The organism is Bacillus sp. PAMC28571, from assembly GCF_014250435.1.
Lineage (GTDB): Bacteria > Bacillota > Bacilli > Bacillales > Bacillaceae > Bacillus > Bacillus safensis.
In genome coordinates this window covers 1,673,647-1,692,760 of record NZ_CP060191.1, presented here as the reverse complement: position 1 = coordinate 1,692,760, position 19,114 = coordinate 1,673,647, and the positions used below count along the sequence as shown (strand labels likewise).

Genomic DNA, 19,114 nt, shown 5'->3' with positions numbered 1-19,114 from the left:
CTTTTGTTTAAAGTGTGCCCGCTTTGCACGCCGGACGTTTTAGTATATGATGATACATAGAATAAGTCGTGATTTGACTAACAAGAAAGGTGAAGCGAAATGAAGGAAGAACTGAATACAAATCAAGAACAGGAACGGATGGAGCTGGATGAAGAAAGTTTATTTCTTGTCTCCCAAACGTTTAAAGCCTTATCTGATCCGACACGTATTCGTATTCTGCACCTCTTGTCTCAAGGTGAATACTCGGTAAATGATATCGCAGAAACGCTGAATCTCATGCAATCAACAGTTTCTCATCAGCTGCGCTTTTTAAAAAACCTTCGTCTCGTGAAATCTAGACGAGCAGGGACATCGATCTTTTACAGTCCTGAAGATCAGCATGTGATGGAAGTACTTGAACAAATGATTCATCATGCACAGCATGACTAATAAAAACCTTCCTATATGAGTAGGAAGGTTTTTACGCATGATGCATACGGGTTGATCGTTTACCTGCTTTCATCATTTGATAAGAAAAAACAACATAGTAAGCAGCTAACAGAAAAAAGCTGAGCATGGTCATGGCATCATCACTCACAATATGCTGATACAGTTCAACGACACCAATCTTTGTGAGCGAATGGTTCGTCAGCTCACCCAGCTTAAAACTAAGTCGTGATAAAAATAAGCATAAAATGAAGCTTTCAATCCATTTACTCGTTTTCACATAAAGACGGCCATTTTCTTCTTTCATGCGGATCGTCTCATAGGCATGAACGGCCAGACTGCTTCCAAAGAGCATACCAATAGCGGCATAGATGAAAATGCTGTGATTTTGCCAGCCTTCTAATAAGAGAATAAGGGCAGTGAGTCCAAATACATACATTCTCATCAAAAGACTGATCGGGCGCACAAGCTGATAGCGTCTCATTCGATTCATTCGAAAGATGATGCAGATCAGCATAATGCCCCCAATTATGAATAACTGCCACACGTGATGTGTCATGATGCAACCTCCTCCTGCATGTGCAGGGATGTAAACGAATGCTGGCTGTTCCTTATCTTTACCATTCTTTCATTTTTTATCAAATCAAAACCTACATTTATGAAAAAGAGGAAAAGGCATGAAAATCGATCGTATTTTGTCTATTGTGATGCTGCTCATTAGCAAAAAGCAAATACAAGCGAAAGACCTTGCTGAACTTCACGAAGTGAGCGTAAGGACGATTTATCGCGATATTGAGACCATCAATCAAGCCGGGATTCCTATTGTGACAACACAAGGAGCAGGCGGAGGCATTTCGCTTGTTGACGACTATCGTTTAGAGAAAAAGTTATTTACCGATGATGACATTGAGCTTATTTTAACTGCCCTTGAAAGCATGACGAGTGCATACTCCTTTAAAGAAAGTGAACATGTACTGAAAAAAATCAAATCTCTCATTCCGCCACAAAGCGATGAAAGCGAGAAACAGCACCATGTCTTTATTGATTTAAGCTCATGGGGAAAAGACAGCCAGGCAGAAAAGAAGCTTCAGCTGATCCATACAGCTGCTTCCGCGCATCAATTCATTCAATTCACTTATCGCAACGCAAAAGGTGAAACACTTCCACGTAAAGCGGAGCCTTATACGCTTGTCTTAAAAGGAAGGCATTGGTACTTGTATGCGTTTTGTTGTGTGAAACATGATTTTCGTCTATTCAAGCTGACCAGAATGACAGACCTCATCACCATTTCAGCATATTTCAGGCCGAAAAGAATCAAAAATGAAGAGAAGCCTTGGAATGACTCTTGGCATGAAGAACCTTCAGTCACAACCCTCACGCTCAGGTTAACCGAAGCATCAGTTGGCAAAGTGAAGGAATGGGTGGATGAGAACGAATTGATCATATGTTCAGACGGAACCTATCTGGCAGCATTGACTGTGCCGCAAGATGATTGGCTGCACAGTTTCCTATTCCATTTAGGACCGGACGTCGACATTGTTTCACCTCAGCACATCAAGGAAGCATTTGATCTCCAATTAAAACAATTTATGAAGCGATTAGAAACTTGACACACTGTTGTCAGGTTTCTTTTTATATGATGGGAGAAAAGGAGATGAGAATGTATGTACGATATCGTCACATTAGAGAAACAATGGGTCAAAGGGTTGTCTGTTCGAACAACAAATGAAATAGAGAAAACAAAAGAGCGGAAGATTGCACCGCTTTGGCAGGATTTTTTTGCGCAGCAGCTACATGGGGGACAAGCTCCAGTCATAGGGCTCTATTCAGATTATGAAAAAGATGAACATGGTTCTTATTTATTTACAGCTGGGCAATTCGCGGATCAGCAGATCGAACATGTAAAAGAGATTCCTGCGTCCACCTATGCAAGATTTCAAACGAGAAAAGGACCGATTGAAGAGGTCGTGCTTGAAACATGGCACAAGATTTGGACGTGGGATCAGCGTCAATACCGCACTTATACAGGTGATTTTGAATGGTATGATGAAAGATCTATTGATCCAAAAGAAGCACAAATTGATATTTATATTGCGGTTGATGAAAAAATGATTGCTAAAACTAATACTATTAGTTAATATAAAACTAACGATATTAGTTTTAGGAGGGCAATCATGAGATTAACAACTTTTGACCGTCTGCACCAGCTTACATTGATGCCGCGATTATTTCCGGTAAATTGCTATGTCTTTGAGGAAGAGGAAGGACTCATCTTAATTGATGCTGCTTTAAAAATGGCGGCAAACTCGATCATCGAATTTGCCCGTAAAAAGAACAAACCAATTCATAAGATTATTCTCACTCATAGCCATATGGATCATATCGGCGCATTAGATGAGGTGAAGAAGGCTTTTCCAGAGGCAGTTGTCTATTTATCAAAACGTGATGCACGCCTTTTTGAAGGTGACTTTTCCTTGCTCCCTGATGAACCTCAGCAAAAAATTAAAGGCAGTTTTATGAAAAATATTCATACAAAACCAGATGTACTTGTCAAAGAAGGAGATGAGATTGGGACGCTCAAAGTGATTGCAACACCAGGGCATACACCCGGCAGCATTTCTTTATACGATGAAAGGTCAGGAGTTGTCATTGCAGGGGATGCACTTGTGACAAAAGGCAGCTTATCGGTTACGGGTGAGTTTCGGTGGAGCTTCCCGTTCCCGGCATTTGCCACATGGGATGCAGAAACCGCATTAAAAAGCGCTGAAAAATTACTAGCGCTGCGCATATCCTGTCTTGCTGCAGGACATGGTGACCTTATCATAGAGCCTCATGAAAAGCTTCAAGCTGCCGTTAAAAAAAGACAGCACCAGCTAAAAAAAGGAGGGCAGTAAACCGTGTCTCCAAGAATGGGAATTACACAAGAAAAAATTATGGATACAGCGGCTGCATTTGTTGATGAAGAGGGCTTCTCCGCTTTGACTATTGCTACATTGTCTAAAAGGCTGAATATCAGGCCGCCTTCTCTTTATAATCATGTATCCGGCCTTCATGAGATTCAGGCAGCACTCGCAGTAAAGGGGCTCTCCATGCTTTGTGAGGAAGGGATGCAAGTCACAGAGGGGCTGGAAAAAAAAGAAGCTGTTTTAGCCTTTGCCAGACAATATGTGCAATTTGTCCGAACACATCCCGGTCTTTATGAAGCTGCCTTTTCACATATGAACGAAAAAGAAGTACGACTTGCAGCAGAGCGCCTTGTTCAGTTTGTTCAATCCATTATGTCACGCTTTGGTGTAAAAGAAGAAGAAATGACGCATGTCGTCAGAGGACTGAGAAGCTTACTGCACGGCTTCGGTGATATTTCTAATAAAAAGGGATTTCAACGAAAAGAACAGCTTGAAGAAAGTGTGAGCTATGCGGTTCGGCTCTATATCACAGGTGTATTGCAAAAAGAAGATCTGTCTATTTGACAGGTCTTTTTTTATAGCAAATCGATATCATAAAGGAGCGTCCGTCTGGCACAATTTTTTAGCGAGAAAAACGAATAAAGATTTGACAGTTTTGTGAAACATGGTATGCTTATTATGTGAAATAATTCACATAGAGGAGTAGAGGCAGATGAAAAGAAAGCCTGTTTATGTGGAAACAACCATTCATGCACCTTTAGAGAAAGTATGGGAATATACGCAAAATCCAAAGCTTCATGAACAGTGGGATTTGCGCTTTTCAACCATTTCATTAAATGGACCCCAAGATGAACAGCCCCAAACTTTTTTGTATGAAAAGCATCTTGGTTTTGGGGTAAGTGTCACAGGGACAGGAGCATATCGAACTAGAATGATGGATGAACGGAATGAACGGGCATCCTCGCTTAAATTCAAATCGTCACACCCATTGTCTTTTATCAAAGAAGGCGGCGGCTATTGGAAATATGTGAAAACGAACGATCATATTGTGTTTCAAACGCAATTTGATTATGAACCGAAAGAAGGAAAAGGATGGGCGTGGGCAGATCGATTTCTTTTTCGCCCGATGATGGGGTTTATGACGGCCTTTAGTTTTGGCGCACTAAAGACGTGGCTTGAAAAGGGTACGCACCCTCGGTTGTTACTGGAGAGAACACTTGCCCATTATGGAATTTGTTTGCTGTTTGCCATCGTCTGGCTGTGTCAAGCGGTTATCCCTTTTTCACATTCTGCTTTTGATCATAGCACAGGATTTCGGTTGTTTTATGCCCTTATAGGCGTATCATGGCTGATACCTAAGCTATCAAAGAAATATTTGTTCATTCTTCAAAGTGTGTTTCTGCTGCTGATGCTTTGTATCGGGATCCTATCCCCCCAAACGACACTTCATGAGCCGCTTGTGATGAGTGCATTTTTGATCCTATCCATTGCAGGAATGATTAATTTAAAAGATTGTATAGACGTATTTTCGATCAAACGAAAAAGGGGAGGTAGACATGGTCGTTCATCGTCATCAAGTAAAGGATTACGATAAGCTTCATCCAAAATTAAAAGAGAGATACAACCGTGCGTTTACCGCAGAAGGCACTATGGAGGAAATAGGCGGCGGAACGAGGCTCATTCGATTTTTCTTCAAAATTGGTCCACTGTTTCGCTGTTTTTTCCCTGAGAGAGGAAAAAACATTCCTTTCCGGATTGTGAATAAACCCTTTATGACAAATAAGGGAGAGGAAGGCATGCACTGGTTTCGTACGTTTTATTTCCCAAAGAAGGAACGGCACTTTGATGCAGATATGATCATTGATGAGAAGAGTCATAAAGTACTAGACTATTTTGGAAAGCCTAGACTTCTTATGTCAGAGCTTCATTTTACAGTAACAAAGCACGGGTTCCTTCGCATTCAATCCGGCCGGCAGAAGCTGCTCATGTTAGGACGTGAGTGGCCGCTGCCTTCATGGCTTTACGGTGTGTCAGATGTCACAGAAGGCTACGAGGAGCACGCGGGTGTGTATACTATTGATGTGCATGTGAAAAACCGATTGTTTGGGACCCTTTTTACATATAAAGGCCGGTTTACTGAAAGGGTGATGTCTCATGATGAATAAATGGCATTTGATATCAAGCCTCGTCTTCATGTGCTGTTTTATCGCCACCCGCTTGATGACAGGTCCGGCAGCAGAGTTATTTGTACTGATAGCCATTCTGTTTTTCCTTCCTGCAATTTTAGCCTTTTTTGTGAAGGAAGAGAGGGAGAGTAAGCCGGGGATACTGCTCGGCTTTTTAATGAAAGCCTTTCCATTAGCTGCTCTTTGTGCAACGGCTGCATTCATCTATCATTCTGCCTTTTTTGCATCGGGATGGTTTTTGTATACGATTCTTTTGGCGTTATATGGCTTTACTCGTTTGCTGAAAAGGGGTATCTTTCCGCTTCATGAATTGATGATCGATGGTGCATGGATGTATATCGCTTTAGGAGGGCTTTGGTTTTGGCTGTACACAGCAGATATACAGGTCATGACCTTTTCACCAATCATCGTGCTTTTGACCGCTATTCATTTTCATTACTCGGCTTTTTTTATCCCGCTTTTCTATGGATTTTTAGGGAGACAGAGAGAAAAAGAGACAGCTTTATACAAAGCGGCAGGCTGGGTGATTTTGCTGTCGCCTGTGATGATTGCTGTTGGGATTAGCTTCTCCCGTCTATTTGATACGTTCAGCGTTATACTATATGTCATTGCACTCTACTTGTACGGTATTCTTTGTATGAAAACAAGGTTTCGATCGACTGTGGCCAAAGTGCTGATTGTGTTTTCTAGCTGCGTCTTAATGGGAACGATCGTGCTATCTCTTCTTTATTCTGCTGGCATGCTCATGCGCGTGACCTACATCAGCATTGATCAGATGATTTGGTTTCATGGCAGTATTAATGCCTTTTTTGTTATTTTACCAGGTTTGATTGGATGGCTGATCGAAGGGCCAAAGGATCAATTGAAGCAGAAGGACTTTCCGATATCAAAAGTGCATGGCCGTCTTCATTTGATCTCTTTTCAAAAGGAAAGAATGCATGATCGAGAGAACCTTGGTTTAGTCGATTCACTTGATGATTTAAATGGAACGACATTTTCAGCTGATAGGGTGTCACCTGTGATTCGAAGGTTTTATGAGAATCCGATGGCGTTTACGTTAAAAGCAGCAGTCTGTTTTCATTGGTGGGTGAGGCCGTTTGTTTTTTTACTTCAGCCAGTTTTTAAGAAAATAGGCCAGCTCTATTTGGGGACATCTCGTATCCCGTATGAAATGAAGGGGCGTCTGACTACATTTCAACATCCTAAAGAAGGGCGAAAGAATGTCAGGGCGTGGATTCGTTATAACGAAAAAGGGGAGCAGGTTTTTTTTGCACTTTATGCTCATCATCACGATGCAGCTGCGGGCTATATGAATATTGCGCTGCCGCTTCCATATTCTCAGATGACCGCCATTTTAAAACCTTTTAATGAAAATGAAGACTTTCTCTTAAAAAGTGCATGTCCAAAAGGCAGTACCGGTGACGAAGGATTGTATTTGCATACACCTTTTATCACCATGAAACTGCCAATGGAAGAAAGCTTTCATATGAAGCCGGAGACAGATAAAAGTCTCACAGCAGTTCATCAAATGAAGCTATTCGGTATTCCCTTTTTAACGATTCATTATCAAATTGACAGGGGGAAGCCATCCTGTTAATCAATGATGTCACATGGTTCACCGTGCCGAATGATGTTCACAATCGCTTGCCCATCACTCGGATGATGATCTGCATACTGGACTGGCAGCAGTGCAAAAAATACATAGTAGACTGAGAAGTAAGCAAATTGATAGAAAAATTGATGTTCTGGCAGGATATCATTGGCGATCATTGTATTCAGTATGAGAACACTGAGCAGGTTGCATAATGATCCGCCTAGGTAGACAAGAATGTGTGAGAATCGGTTATTTTTCCTCATTTCTTCATAATGGCAAAATGCATCTAGAAAATAGATTCGTCTAATTTCAACAACACCTATTTTCAATACTTTTTTGCCTCTGCCAAGAGCAAAAGAAACCTTTGCACCAAACATCCATGCGACCATAATATGGCCAAGCTGATGCAAGATGGCAACGATAGGAAGAATGACGAAAAACGACCAGCAAAATGTCCACATATCTGATAATGTAAACAAGTGTTAACCCCTCCCCAATATATTTGGGAGGAAGCAGTAGGATTATTTGCCATTTTACTGAATTCATTTTCAGGATGCAAATATTTAATACATGACGATAAATTTATTATGTAAACTAAAGGGTGGTTTTTGCGGTGAATCGGCTTTTTGACTCACTTTTTTTACGAAATGAATGTGCTACAATGAAAAAAACAATAGATGACTCTAGTAAATGAACCTACCCTTGAATGAAGAGGAGAGAATCAGATGGCAGATATTGAACAGTTTTTGGCGTTAGATATTCGTGTCGGGACGATCATTGAAGCAGAATTCTTTGCAGAGGCAAGAGTACCTGCATTAAAACTCAAGATTGATTTTGGTGAAGAGGTTGGTCTAAAGCAATCCAGTGCTCAGCTGACAAAACGTTATACGGCTGAGAGTCTTATTGGCAGACAAATCGTAGCAGTCGTCAATTTTCCGCCAAGAAGAATTGCAGGATTCAAATCAGAAGTGCTTGTCTTAGGGGGTATGCCGTCAAAAGAAGACGTAGTATTACTAGCAACAGATGAGCCTGTAGAAAATGGGACAAAAATAGGGTAATAAAAAAGACATCTTCCTGAGAAGATGTCTTTTGCGTATTGAGGCGGAATAACCACACGCCACATTCGTGTGTGTCTCAAGGAGACATGTTATCCGACTTACACAATTCAGCTCATCGCTTGATTAATATAGCATGAGGTGATCGGAATTGCAACCATTAAATGCTTCATTTCAGTTTTTCACGTCATTTCAGCAGAAAAATGACAAGAAATCAATTATTTGGATTGTTTTTTCAAAAAATATTGAAAAGTCAGATCAGATTTTATAAAATGAATTCATCTTAGTTTGTTTAGTCGATAAACTAAGATGAATTCCAAGTGATGATCCGGTCATTAAAGGGGATGATTCCGTCATTCAAATCATTTGCTGTCTATGTGGGCTAAGCTGAAAGGATCAGATGTTCAGCTTCATTTTTACAACAAATTGAAAGCGCTTTATATTCTTTGTATTGACTGCTGCTGCCCTCCATCATCTGTTCATTAGAAGAGGCTAAGAGAAGAAGGGAGAAAGCTCATGGTAAGTGAGAATTTAAAAAAGATTCGTATGTCTGAAAAAGTGGGATATGCTTCAGGAGATTTCGCATGTAACTTAATTTATGCAACTGTCTCTACGTATCTATTATTTTTTTATACAGATGTGTATGGTTTATCAGCGGCGGCAGCAGGAACAATGTTTTTAGTTGTCCGCGCCATTGATGCGCTTGCAGATCCGTTTATTGGTGCATTGGTGGATCGAACGAACAGCCGTTTTGGCAGGTTTAGACCTTACTTGTTATTCGGTGCGTTTCCTTTTGTGGTACTTGCTATCCTTTGCTTTACAACACCTGATCTTTCTGAAATGGGTAAACTCGTTTATGCCTACATCACGTATGTTGGTTTATCGCTTACATACACATTCATCAATGTTCCTTATGGTGCTTTAACATCCGCAATGACAAGAAATAACCAAGAGGTTGTCAGTATTACGTCTGTTCGTATGCTTTTTGCTAATCTCGGAGGTCTAGTTGTTGCTTTTTTTGTTCCTTTTCTTGCGACTTTTTTGAGCGATAAAACAGGAAATACAGCCCTCGGCTGGCAGATGACGATGGCTTTTCTCGGCGTTCTTGGCGGTGCATTACTTATTTTCTGTTTTAAAAGCACGAATGAACGTGTCACGCTTCAAAAGCCGGAGGAAAAAATTAAGTTCAGTGATATCTTTGTGCAGTTACGTGTGAATCGTCCGCTTGTTGTATTAAGCATTTTCTTTATTATTATTTTTGGGGTGAACTCGATCAGTAACTCTGTTGGGATCTATTATGTGACGTATAACCTCGGCAGAGAAGATTTAGTGAAATGGTACGGACTCATTGGCAGTCTGCCAGCTTTAATGGTGCTGCCGTTTATTCCAAAACTGCACAAGCTGTTAGGAAAGAAAAAGCTGCTGAATTATTCATTATTGCTGAATATCGTAGGTCTTCTTGCATTACTTGTGATACCGCCGAGTCAAATCACTTTAATACTGATTTTTAGGCTCGTTGCAGCTGCAGGAAGTATTACAGCCGGTGCTTACATGTGGGCGCTCATTCCTGAAACCGTTGAATATGGCGAATATAAAACAGGGAAAAGGATGGGCGGGCTCATCTATGCCATCATCGGATTCTTCTTTAAATTTGGGATGGCATTAGGCGGGATTGTGCCAGGGCTTGTACTCGATCGCTTTGGCTATGTTGCGAACCAAATGCAATCACCAGAAGCTTTACTTGGCATTTTAATCACGACAACGGTGATTCCTGTATGCTTACTGATTTTAGCGATGGTGGATATTAATTTTTATAACCTAGACGAAGAAAAACATAAAAAAGTCGTACGGGAGCTTGAGAATAGAGACAAAGTGTATATCGATCATATGGACGATTTTAAAATGTAGGTCTCTGAAAGAGGAGGAAGTTCAATGAAGATTACCAATCCAGTGCTCAAAGGGTTTAATCCTGATCCAAGTATTTGCCGTGTAGGAGAAGATTATTATATGGCTGTTTCTACATTTGAATGGTTTCCAGGGGTGCAAATTTATCATTCAAAGGATCTCGTCCATTGGCGTCTTGCTGCGCGTCCATTGCAAAAAACGTCGCAGCTGGATATGAAGGGGAATCCTGACTCTGGCGGGGTATGGGCGCCGTGCTTAAGCTATGCTGATGGGCAGTTTTGGCTTATTTATTCAGATATCAAAGTAGTGGATGGCCCATTTAAAGACGGTCATAATTATTTGGTCACGGCAAGCGAGGTGGACGGCGATTGGAGTGAACCGATCCTGCTCAACAGCTCCGGCTTTGATCCATCTTTATTCCATGATCACAGCGGGAAGAAATACGTCTTAAATATGCTGTGGGATCATAGGGAGAAGCATCATTCGTTTGCAGGTATTGCCTTGCAGGAATATAGTGTGGCTGAAAAGAAGCTCATCGGACAAAGGAAGGTCATTTTTAAAGGCACACCGATTAAATTGACAGAAGCGCCGCATCTGTACCGTATCGGTGACTACTACTATTTATTAACGGCAGAAGGAGGTACCCGGTATGAGCATGCAGCAACGATCGCCCGGTCCTCGCATATTGAAGGGCCTTATGAGGTTCATCCTGATAACCCGATTTTAAGTGCCTTCCATGTGCCTGAACATCCGCTTCAAAAATGCGGGCATGCTTCAATCGTTCAAACGCATACAAATGAATGGTATCTCGCTCATCTCACTGGCCGCCCGATTCAATCAAGCAAGGAATCGATTTTTCAACAGAGAGGGTGGTGCCCTTTAGGAAGAGAAACAGCGATACAAAAGCTTGAATGGAAGGATGGCTGGCCTTATGTTGTAGGCGGAAAAGAGGGGACGCTAGAGGTTGAAGCGCCAAAGATCGAAGAAAAGGTTTTTGCACCAACCTATCATACAGTCGATGAATTTAAAGAATCAACACTAAATAGACACTTCCAAACATTAAGAATTCCGTTTACCGATCAGATTGGTTCGTTAACGGAGAAACCGCAGCATTTAAGATTATTCGGCCGCGAATCTTTAACGTCTAAGTTTACCCAAGCATTTGTTGCAAGACGCTGGCAAAGCTTTTATTTTGAAGCAGAGACAGCTGTTTCGTTCTTCCCAGAAAACTTTCAGCAAGCCGCAGGTCTTGTGAATTATTATAATACGGAAAACTGGACAGCACTCCAGGTGACATATGATGAGGAACTTGGCCGCACGCTTGAACTATCTGTCTGTCAAAATCTTGCCTTTTCTCAGCCATTGACACATAAAATCATCATTCCTGACGAGGTCACTTATGTCTATTTAAAAGTGACCGTTCGGAAAGAGACATATAAATATTCTTATTCATTTGATCAGAAAGAGTGGAAGGAAATTGATGTACCGTTTGAATCCATCCATTTATCCGATGATTTCATTCGAGGTGGGGGGTTTTTTACAGGGGCATTTGTCGGTATGCAGTGCCAAGATACGAGCGGCGAGCGTCTTCCTGCTGATTTTCACTATTTTCGCTATGAGGAAACAGACGAATAAAAAAGACAACTCGCTACGAGCTGCCTCTTTTTGAAAAATATATAGATCAGGTTGTGAGGGTGGCATTTTGCAGAAAAGCTTCTATGACAAGAGATGTCATCCCCAATACTGGTGCATTGTGTCCTAATGATGAAGGGAGCAGCTCTACATGTGAGCTGAATTGCGTATCCATTCGCGAGGATACCTCCTCCTTAATCACATGTAGAACCGCCTGATGTGATTCGATCACTTTGTTTCTTAAAATAATGGCTTGCGGGTTAAAGGTATGCAGGACGTTTGTGAGACCGACACCAAGGTAAAAGCCAAAGTTGCGCAGGGCATTGAGCGTTTTCATATCATTTAACTTGGCCAGCTGTTCCAGATCTTGATGGGAGATGTGCTGATCATCTGTTTGAAGAGACTGAAACAAGGCCTTCTCAGAAGCATACAATTCCCAGCACCCACGGTTCCCGCAGCTACATGTCGGTCCGTTAAAATCGATTGTCATATGTCCCATTTCACCAGAAAAGCCATACGCTCCTCTGTATAAATGATGATTGATGATGATGCCAATCCCGATGCCAGTGCCGATGCTTGCATAGATCAAATGGTCATAATGTTTAGCGGCACCAAAGATTTTTTCACCATATGCACCGGCATTTGCTTCATTTTCAATGAAGATCGGTACTTGGAATGTCTCTTGAAGCGTGGTTTTCAGATCAACATTTTTCCATTTTGAATGAGGCGTAAACACGATTTGTTCACCTGCATCCACTAAACCATGTATGCATAGGCCAATGCCAATGAGCCCGTATGGGGAAGAGGGCATTTGTGTGATGAGCTGCTGTATTAATTCAATTAATTTACGTATCGTCACCTCAGGAGAGCTGGGTGGGAGCTTGATCTGCTCTTCGTAAAGAATAGACCCTTCAAGGTCAGTTAATATGCCATTGACGTAATCAACGCCGACATCGATTCCGATGGAACAGCCAGCACGCTTATTAAACATCAGTAAAACCGGTCTTCTCCCGCCGCTAGACTCACCTTGACCGATCTCATAGACAAGATGTTCTTTCATTAACGTACTTACTTGAGAGGAAACAGTCGATTTATTTAATCCAGTGCGTTCAGATAATTTTGCTCTCGAAATGGGCGCATGCTGGAGAATTTCTTTTAATAAAAGTTTTTGATTTATTTTTTTGACAAAGTTCTGATCAGCGATATCCACGTTATCCACTCCATTTGTTTCGTCTTTAGATTAAGTTGAGAAGAGCTGCTTTTTTTCGCATGTATTCGATAAGAAAGATGATTTTAACTTTATTATAACGAAAATATTTTTAAAAAACTAAAAAATATGGAAAATTCAAAGTGATTTTTTCATAGATTGATCATTAGTTTGTTGTATCAACTTACAAAGTGTACTCAGGAGGAATGAAGAATGGCCAAATCAAATATGAAAACATTATACAGTCTAGAAGGAATCGGCAAAATTCAATATGAAGGAAAACAATCAAACAATCCACTCGCCTTTCAATACTATAATCCAAGCGAAGTGATTGGCGGAAAAACAATGAAAGACCACCTGCGTTTTTCAGTCGCTTATTGGCATACATTGACGGCTGATGGAACAGACATGTTTGGAACTGGGACGATGCAAAGAGCCTGGGACACCTATAGCGGAATGGATTTAGCAAAAGCTAGATTGGAAGTCGCTTTTCAGCTTTTTGACCTATTGGATGTTCCGTATTTTTCATTCCATGACCGTGACATTGCGCCAGAGGGAGAGACGCTTCAAGAGACGAATCAACAATTAGACATCATTTTAGAAAGAATGAAAGAATACATGAAGCAAAGCGGAGTAAAGCTGCTGTGGAACACAGCTAATATGTTTAAGCACCCTAGATTTGTTCACGGCGCTGCGACATCTTGTCATGCAGATGTCTTTGCCTACGCAGCCGCACAGGTTAAAAAAGGCATCGAAACCGCCAAAGAACTTGGTGCAGAAAATTATGTTTTCTGGGGTGGACGAGAAGGGTACGATACGCTGCTCAATACAGATATGAAAAGAGAGCTTGATCATATGGCGGCTTTCTTGCATATGGCTGTTGATTATGCAAAAGAAATTGGGTACACTGGCCAATTTTTAATCGAACCAAAGCCAAAGGAGCCAACCACTCATCAATACGACACAGATGCAGCGACATCCATCGCCTTTTTAAAACAATACGGATTAGATTCCCATTTTAAATTAAATATTGAGGCCAATCATGCGACACTGGCCGGCCATACGTTTGAGCATGAATTACGTGTCGCAAGAATTCATGGGCTGCTCGGTTCTGTTGATGCAAACCAGGGCAATTCGCTTCTTGGATGGGACACAGATGAATTTCCAACCGATCTGTATGCGACAACTCTTGCCATGTATGAAATTTTGCAAAATGGCGGACTAGGGGCAGGCGGTCTTAATTTTGATGCAAAAGTGAGAAGAGCTTCCTTTGAACTTGAAGATATTTTATATGCTCATATTGCTGGGATGGATGCATTTGCAAAAGGACTGCGGGTCGCTCATAGACTCATAGAAGACCGTGTGTTTGAGGATGTTATAAAGCACCGGTATCGCAGCTTTTCTGAAGGAATTGGCCGTGACATTTCAGAAGGGAAGGCAAACTTTCATACATTAGAAGAATATGCGCTGAAACATCCTTTGATCAGAAACGAATCGGGAAGAGAGGAACAGCTGAAAGCCCGTTTAAATCAATACTTGTTAGAAGATTAATTGAAGGGGCTGACCTGTTTTGAAGGAGTGAAAACATGAAATATGTGATGGGAATTGATCTTGGAACGAGCGGGGTCAAGGCGATATTAGTGGATGAGAGCGGGAAGGTGTGCTGTGAAGCCTCTAAGCCGTACCGCCTCATTCAAGAGAAGCCTGGATACTGTGAGCAGCACCCCGAGGATTGGGTAAACCAAACAATGGCTGTGATGAAAGAACTGATGGCAAAGCAGCCTGTTCATTCAAGACAAGTTGAAGGCATCAGCTTTTCCGGCCAGATGCATGGATTAGTTCTATTAAATGAATCTCGCGAAGTGCTCCGCCCTGCAATTTTATGGAATGATACACGAACGACAGCACAATGTGCACATATTACAAAAAAGCTGGGAGACCGGCTGCAAAAGATCACAAAAAACCAGGCGTTAGAAGGATTCACACTGCCAAAATTATTATGGGTAAAGGAACATGAACCACATATTGATCAGCAAATCGACATGTTTTTACTCCCAAAAGATTATGTCAGATTTCGTTTAACTGGCGCTGTCCATATGGATTATTCTGATGCGGCTGGCACTTTGCTGTTAAATATCGGTGAACAGACGTGGAGTGAGGAGATTTGTCAGGCATTTGATATTTCTCCTCATATTTGCCCGCCGCTTGTCACATCAGAGGCGGAGGTTGGTACACTTTTGCCGCACATTGCACGTGATGTTGGGATGAAAGAAGGCGCGAAGGTTTTTGCCGGCGGGGCAGATAATGCTTGCGGAGCAATTGGTGCTGGCATCTTGTCCTCTGACCGCACGTTATGCAGCATCGGCACATCTGGGGTGATTCTCTCCTACGAAGAGGATCATAAAAGGGAGCTTCAAGGGAATTTACATTTGTTTCATCATGCAAAAAAAGACGCTTTTTACACAATGGGTGTCACCCTCTCAGCAGGATATAGTCTTAACTGGGCAAAACACTTACTGGCTCCTGAGGAATCGTTTCAATCACTTTTAGAAGGTGCGGCTCATGTAGCGCCAGGAGCGAAAGGATTACTCTTTACTCCCTATTTAGTCGGGGAAAGAACACCTCATGCGGATTCGATCATTCGCGGCAGCTTGATTGGATTAGACAGCAGGCATGAAAGGGCACATGTTGTCAGAGCTGTGTTAGAGGGAATTACCTTTTCGCTAAATGAATCTATCGCATTATTCCGGCAGGCAGGAAAAAACATAGATTCTATTGTGTCCATTGGCGGCGGTGCGAGAAGCCGGACTTGGCTTCAAATGCAAGCAGACATTTTTCAGGCTGAAGTCATCCAGTTAGACAATGAACAAGGGCCTGCTTTAGGTGCAGCCATGCTTGCTGCGGTTGGCTGCGGATGGTATCCGTCACTTGAAGTATGTGCTAATCAATTGATCCATCAAGCCGCTGTTTATGAGCCAGAGCAGCAGCATGCGGAAGTATATGCTGATCTATTTCATTTGTATCAAAGGATTTATACACAAACAAAAGATATCCATGCCGGGTTAAAGCAGTATCGTTCCATCTAACTGAGAAGGCTGCATGAAAGGAGGTGATGGGTTTTTCACCTTAGGGATGACAGAACAATACGGATGAAAAAAGGAGAGGGATGGAAAATGAATTTGAAAAGATTGAGGCTTTTGTTTGTGGTGTGTATTGGATTTGTGCTGACACTGACGGCTGTGCCAGCTGATGCGAAAACGATTTATAATAATGAAATGGGTACACATAGCGGATACGATTATGAATTATGGAAGGATTATGGAAACACCTCAATGACACTCAATAACGGCGGGGCATTTACTGCAGGCTGGAACAGTATCGGAAATGCTTTATTTCGGAAAGGAAAGAAGTTTGATTCCACTAAAACTCATCATCAGCTTGGCAACATCTCCATCAATTACAACGCAAACTTTAACCCAGGCGGGAATTCCTATTTATGTGTCTATGGCTGGACACAATCTCCATTAGCAGAATACTACATTGTTGATTCATGGGGCACATATCGTCCAACAGGAGCGTATAAAGGATCATTTTATGCAGATGGAGGCACATATGACATTTATGAAACGACCCGCGTTAATCAGCCTTCCATTATCGGGATCGCGACCTTCAAGCAATATTGGAGTGTACGTCAAACAAAACGTACAAGCGGAACGGTCTCCGTCAGTGCGCATTTTAATAAATGGGAAAGCTTAGGCATGCCAATGGGTAAAATGTATGAAACAGCATTTACTGTAGAAGGCTACCAGAGCAGCGGAAGTGCGAATGTGATGACCAATCAGCTGTTTATTGGACGATAAAAGCTTATAAAAAAGCCAGCAGTTTTTGCTGGCTTTCAGCGTGTAGACAAACCCTCGCATTCGTTGTCAGGTCTGCGCTTCGGTGCTCACGAATGTCAAATTCGCTCCGCTCCGGTGCTCGTCCTTCCTAGACTGCAAAGGTTTTCTATCACGCTGAAAAGAAGACAAAGGGCTAAAATCATTTTAGCCCTTTGTAAACAATCTGAAAGCCAGCAGTTTTTTTGCTGGCTTTTATTTTTTCTATGATAATTTTTCAACTTCCACTCTGCCAGAAAAGAACGTCGCGCCGCCGCCCATATCTGCCAATCGATCAGGTGTTAATCCATTCACTAAATGCTTTTTGCCTTTTTGATCTGCCCATAATCCTTGACTGACCACAACACCAGATAATACATTTTGACCGACTGACACGACAAGCTCACACTCTCCTCGGTCGTTCAACACACGTACCATATCACCATCTTCAATTTTTCTTTCCTTTGCATCCTGTTCATTCATGTGAAGCTTCGGAAATTTCTCTAGCTTTTGATGCTTTTCATGAAGTGAGAAGGTGGAATTCAGAAAATTATGGTTCGGTCCCGGTATAAAGGTAAGCGGATAATCGCTTTCCTGATAAAGGGGCACATAGGTTGGAAGTGCTGGATACCCGTCTTTTTTCATTTGTTCAGAATAAAGCTCAATTTTCCCGCTTGGGGTTTGAAGCTTTAATTCCTGGAAAGGTCCACGTTTCGCTTTGATCCATTTCTTTTCTTTTAATGCTTCGTATGAAATGTCCTCATAATGCGGATTTTCTGGATGATGAAGAGCTTGTTCCATCAGTTCAGCATCTGTCTCGCGGAAGGCTTCATCTTCAAAGCCCATCGCATGGGCAAGCAGGCGGAATACTTCAGTATTTGATTTGCTTTCTCCGTAGCGTTCTATCACAGGCTCCTGAATTTGAATATAATGATGCCAGTACGATGTATAAAAATCCTCGTTTTCAAAGGCTGATGTCGCTGGCAGGACAATGTCTGCATACGCCGCTGTTTCTGTCAGGAATAAATCATGAACCACTGTAAATAAATCCTCTCTCATCAAACCTTCTCTGACTTTATTCGCTTCTGGTGTCACAACCGCTGGGTTGCACGAGTAGATAAAGAGAGAATCAACGGAAGGCTCTGCGTTTGTCAGCACGCTGCCCAGCTGATTCATATTAAATGATCTAGGCGTTCGTTCTTTTAATAAATCCGGCCGCTGAAGAGCTGTCTCATTATAGCTGAGAAAAGAAGAGTTTGATTTCATCGCTCCGCCGCCCTTGTGCAGCCATTGACCAGTCAGGGCAGGGAGGCAGGAAATGGTTCTAATACTCATCCCGCCATTATCATGGTGCTGCAAACCATTCCCAATCCGAATAAGAGAGGGCGATGTCTCAGCGTACATTCTCGCAAGTGTAATGATGTCATCCTTAGGCACACCTGTGATGCGCTCAACTGTGTCTGGATCATATTGCTTTACATGCTCACGCAGCTCCTTATGGCCGACCGTGTAAGCCTCTAAAAATGCATCATCTGTACGTTCCTCTTTAAAAAGGACGTGCATGATGCCAAGGGCAAGTGCACTGTCAGTACCAGGCCGAAGCGGAATGAACCAATCTGCCATCCGGCCGGTTTGGTTCTTGTGAACATCAATTACGACAATCTTCGCTCCTTGCTTTCGTGCTTTTTGTGCCAAGGTGATTTGGTGCATATTTGTCGACACGGCATTGATGCCCCAAAAGATAAATAGTTTCGTATGAATGGTATCTTCAGGATCTGTCCCAATGCTGGCACCCATTGTATATTTATAGCCAGTCGTTCCTGCTGACTGACAGATTGTCCGGTCTAACTGACTTGAACCAAGACGATAAAAAAAGCGGCGGTCCATTCCTTCAGCGTTGAGATTGCCCATGTTTCCATAGAAGCTGTAAGGCAGAATGCTTTCTGGTCCTTTTTCTTCGATCAGCTTTGTCCATTTTTGACGAATGGTTTCAATGGCTTCTTCCCACGTAATCGGTGCAAACTGACCTTCGCCTTTTTGGCCAACACGTTTTAAAGGAGTGGTCAGTCTTTTTTCATCATATAAACGGGCTGTGACATTACGCACTTTGTTGCATATGTTTCCTTGTGTGACAGGGTGGTCCGGATCTCCCTGCACTTTCACGATCTTTCCATTTTCTTTATGTATTAAAAGACCGCACTGATCCGGGCAGTCTAACGAACAAACTGATTTGAATATTCCGTCTTTCATCGCTGTATAATCGGTCATGAGTTTTCGGCTTCCTTTCTGCATTCCGTTATCACTTTGTATGGATTTTATTTTAGCATG

At 42.1% G+C, this 19,114-nt stretch carries 18 protein-coding genes; 14 read left to right on the top strand and 4 right to left on the bottom strand.

Translation table 11 applies throughout. The features are described 5' to 3' along the window. Nucleotides 1-99 precede the first annotated feature (99 nt). Complete coding sequence (czrA, locus tag H7F25_RS08270) at nt 100-429, top strand: Zn(II)-responsive metalloregulatory transcriptional repressor CzrA (RefSeq protein ID WP_024422670.1); 330 nt, start codon at nt 100-102, stop codon at nt 427-429. Nucleotides 430-460: 31 nt separating this feature from the next. On the opposite strand, the gene H7F25_RS08265 is transcribed toward czrA, so the two are convergent. After that, complete coding sequence (locus H7F25_RS08265) at nt 461-985, bottom strand: CcdC protein domain-containing protein (protein ID WP_024428348.1); 525 nt, start codon at nt 983-985, stop codon at nt 461-463. Nucleotides 986-1,103: 118 nt separating this feature from the next. On the opposite strand from H7F25_RS08265, the gene H7F25_RS08260 reads away from it, so the two are divergent. The 7 genes from H7F25_RS08260 to H7F25_RS08230 all read left to right on the top strand — a co-directional run bounded on the left by H7F25_RS08260 (nt 1,104) and on the right by H7F25_RS08230 (nt 7,115). Beyond that, entirely contained in the window at nt 1,104-2,036 is a 933-nt protein-coding gene (locus H7F25_RS08260; RefSeq protein ID WP_122630991.1) for a helix-turn-helix transcriptional regulator, read from the top strand. Between the two features lie 54 nt (nt 2,037-2,090). Continuing rightward, nucleotides 2,091-2,564 carry a GyrI-like domain-containing protein gene (locus H7F25_RS08255; protein ID WP_122630990.1) on the top strand — a complete coding sequence of 158 codons (474 nt, stop codon included), beginning with the start codon at nt 2,091-2,093 and terminating at the stop codon, nt 2,562-2,564. Between the two features lie 36 nt (nt 2,565-2,600). Then, on the top strand, nt 2,601-3,320 hold the full coding sequence (locus tag H7F25_RS08250) for an MBL fold metallo-hydrolase (RefSeq protein ID WP_122630989.1): 720 nt from the start codon (nt 2,601-2,603) through the stop codon (nt 3,318-3,320). A gap of 3 nt (nt 3,321-3,323) precedes the next feature. Continuing rightward, a complete protein-coding gene (locus H7F25_RS08245; protein WP_122630988.1) occupies nt 3,324-3,896 on the top strand; it encodes a TetR/AcrR family transcriptional regulator in 573 nt (190 codons plus the stop codon). 148 nt (nt 3,897-4,044) lie between these two features. Further along, the gene (locus tag H7F25_RS08240) at nt 4,045-4,926 is read left to right on the top strand and encodes a hypothetical protein (protein ID WP_024422664.1); all 882 of its coding nucleotides are present in this window, start codon (nt 4,045-4,047) and stop codon (nt 4,924-4,926) included. Continuing rightward, the gene (locus H7F25_RS08235) at nt 4,889-5,497 is read left to right on the top strand and encodes a DUF4166 domain-containing protein (protein ID WP_122630987.1); all 609 of its coding nucleotides are present in this window, start codon (nt 4,889-4,891) and stop codon (nt 5,495-5,497) included. The genes H7F25_RS08240 and H7F25_RS08235 overlap by 38 nt, the downstream gene beginning before the upstream one ends. After that, nucleotides 5,490-7,115 (top strand): YndJ family protein, encoded by a 1,626-nt coding sequence (locus tag H7F25_RS08230; protein ID WP_122631128.1) that lies wholly within the window; start codon nt 5,490-5,492, stop codon nt 7,113-7,115. Before H7F25_RS08235 ends, H7F25_RS08230 begins: the two co-directional genes overlap by 8 nt. Here the strand turns inward: H7F25_RS08230 and H7F25_RS08225 are convergent. After that, a complete protein-coding gene (locus tag H7F25_RS08225) occupies nt 7,112-7,591 on the bottom strand; it encodes a hypothetical protein (protein WP_024422662.1) in 480 nt (159 codons plus the stop codon). The two genes, H7F25_RS08230 and H7F25_RS08225, sit on opposite strands and share 4 nt — an antisense overlap. A 246-nt stretch (nt 7,592-7,837) precedes the next feature. Here H7F25_RS08225 and csaA point away from each other — a divergent pair, with 246 nt between their 5' ends. The 3 genes from csaA (at nt 7,838) to H7F25_RS08210 (ending at nt 11,707) form a co-directional block, all read left to right on the top strand. Then, nucleotides 7,838-8,170: a chaperone CsaA gene (csaA, locus tag H7F25_RS08220; protein WP_034621362.1), complete on the top strand. Its 333-nt coding sequence runs from the start codon at nt 7,838-7,840 to the stop codon at nt 8,168-8,170. Between the two features lie 513 nt (nt 8,171-8,683). Further along, nucleotides 8,684-10,075 (top strand): MFS transporter, encoded by a 1,392-nt coding sequence (locus H7F25_RS08215; RefSeq protein WP_034621364.1) that lies wholly within the window; start codon nt 8,684-8,686, stop codon nt 10,073-10,075. A 24-nt stretch (nt 10,076-10,099) separates the two neighbouring features. Next, nucleotides 10,100-11,707, top strand: a complete 1,608-nt coding sequence (locus H7F25_RS08210) for a glycoside hydrolase family 43 protein (protein ID WP_044332949.1) — start codon at nt 10,100-10,102, stop codon at nt 11,705-11,707. Between the two features lie 46 nt (nt 11,708-11,753). Here H7F25_RS08210 and H7F25_RS08205 read toward each other — a convergent pair whose 3' ends face one another. Beyond that, on the bottom strand, nt 11,754-12,914 hold the full coding sequence (locus H7F25_RS08205; protein WP_185854478.1) for a transcriptional repressor XylR: 1,161 nt from the start codon (nt 12,912-12,914) through the stop codon (nt 11,754-11,756). A gap of 210 nt (nt 12,915-13,124) precedes the next feature. Here H7F25_RS08205 and xylA point away from each other — a divergent pair, with 210 nt between their 5' ends. The 3 genes from xylA to H7F25_RS08190 all read left to right on the top strand — a co-directional run bounded on the left by xylA (nt 13,125) and on the right by H7F25_RS08190 (nt 16,771). Further along, nucleotides 13,125-14,462, top strand: a complete 1,338-nt coding sequence (gene xylA / locus H7F25_RS08200; RefSeq protein WP_122630986.1) for a xylose isomerase — start codon at nt 13,125-13,127, stop codon at nt 14,460-14,462. 35 nt (nt 14,463-14,497) lie between these two features. Continuing rightward, nucleotides 14,498-15,997 carry a xylulokinase gene (gene xylB / locus H7F25_RS08195; RefSeq protein ID WP_034621368.1) on the top strand — a complete coding sequence of 500 codons (1,500 nt, stop codon included), beginning with the start codon at nt 14,498-14,500 and terminating at the stop codon, nt 15,995-15,997. Between the two features lie 87 nt (nt 15,998-16,084). Beyond that, nucleotides 16,085-16,771 carry a glycoside hydrolase family 11 protein gene (locus H7F25_RS08190; RefSeq protein ID WP_025093139.1) on the top strand — a complete coding sequence of 229 codons (687 nt, stop codon included), beginning with the start codon at nt 16,085-16,087 and terminating at the stop codon, nt 16,769-16,771. Between the two features lie 240 nt (nt 16,772-17,011). On the opposite strand, the gene H7F25_RS08185 is transcribed toward H7F25_RS08190, so the two are convergent. Next, entirely contained in the window at nt 17,012-19,054 is a 2,043-nt protein-coding gene (locus tag H7F25_RS08185; RefSeq protein WP_171464366.1) for a molybdopterin oxidoreductase family protein, read from the bottom strand. Nucleotides 19,055-19,114 lie beyond the last annotated feature (60 nt).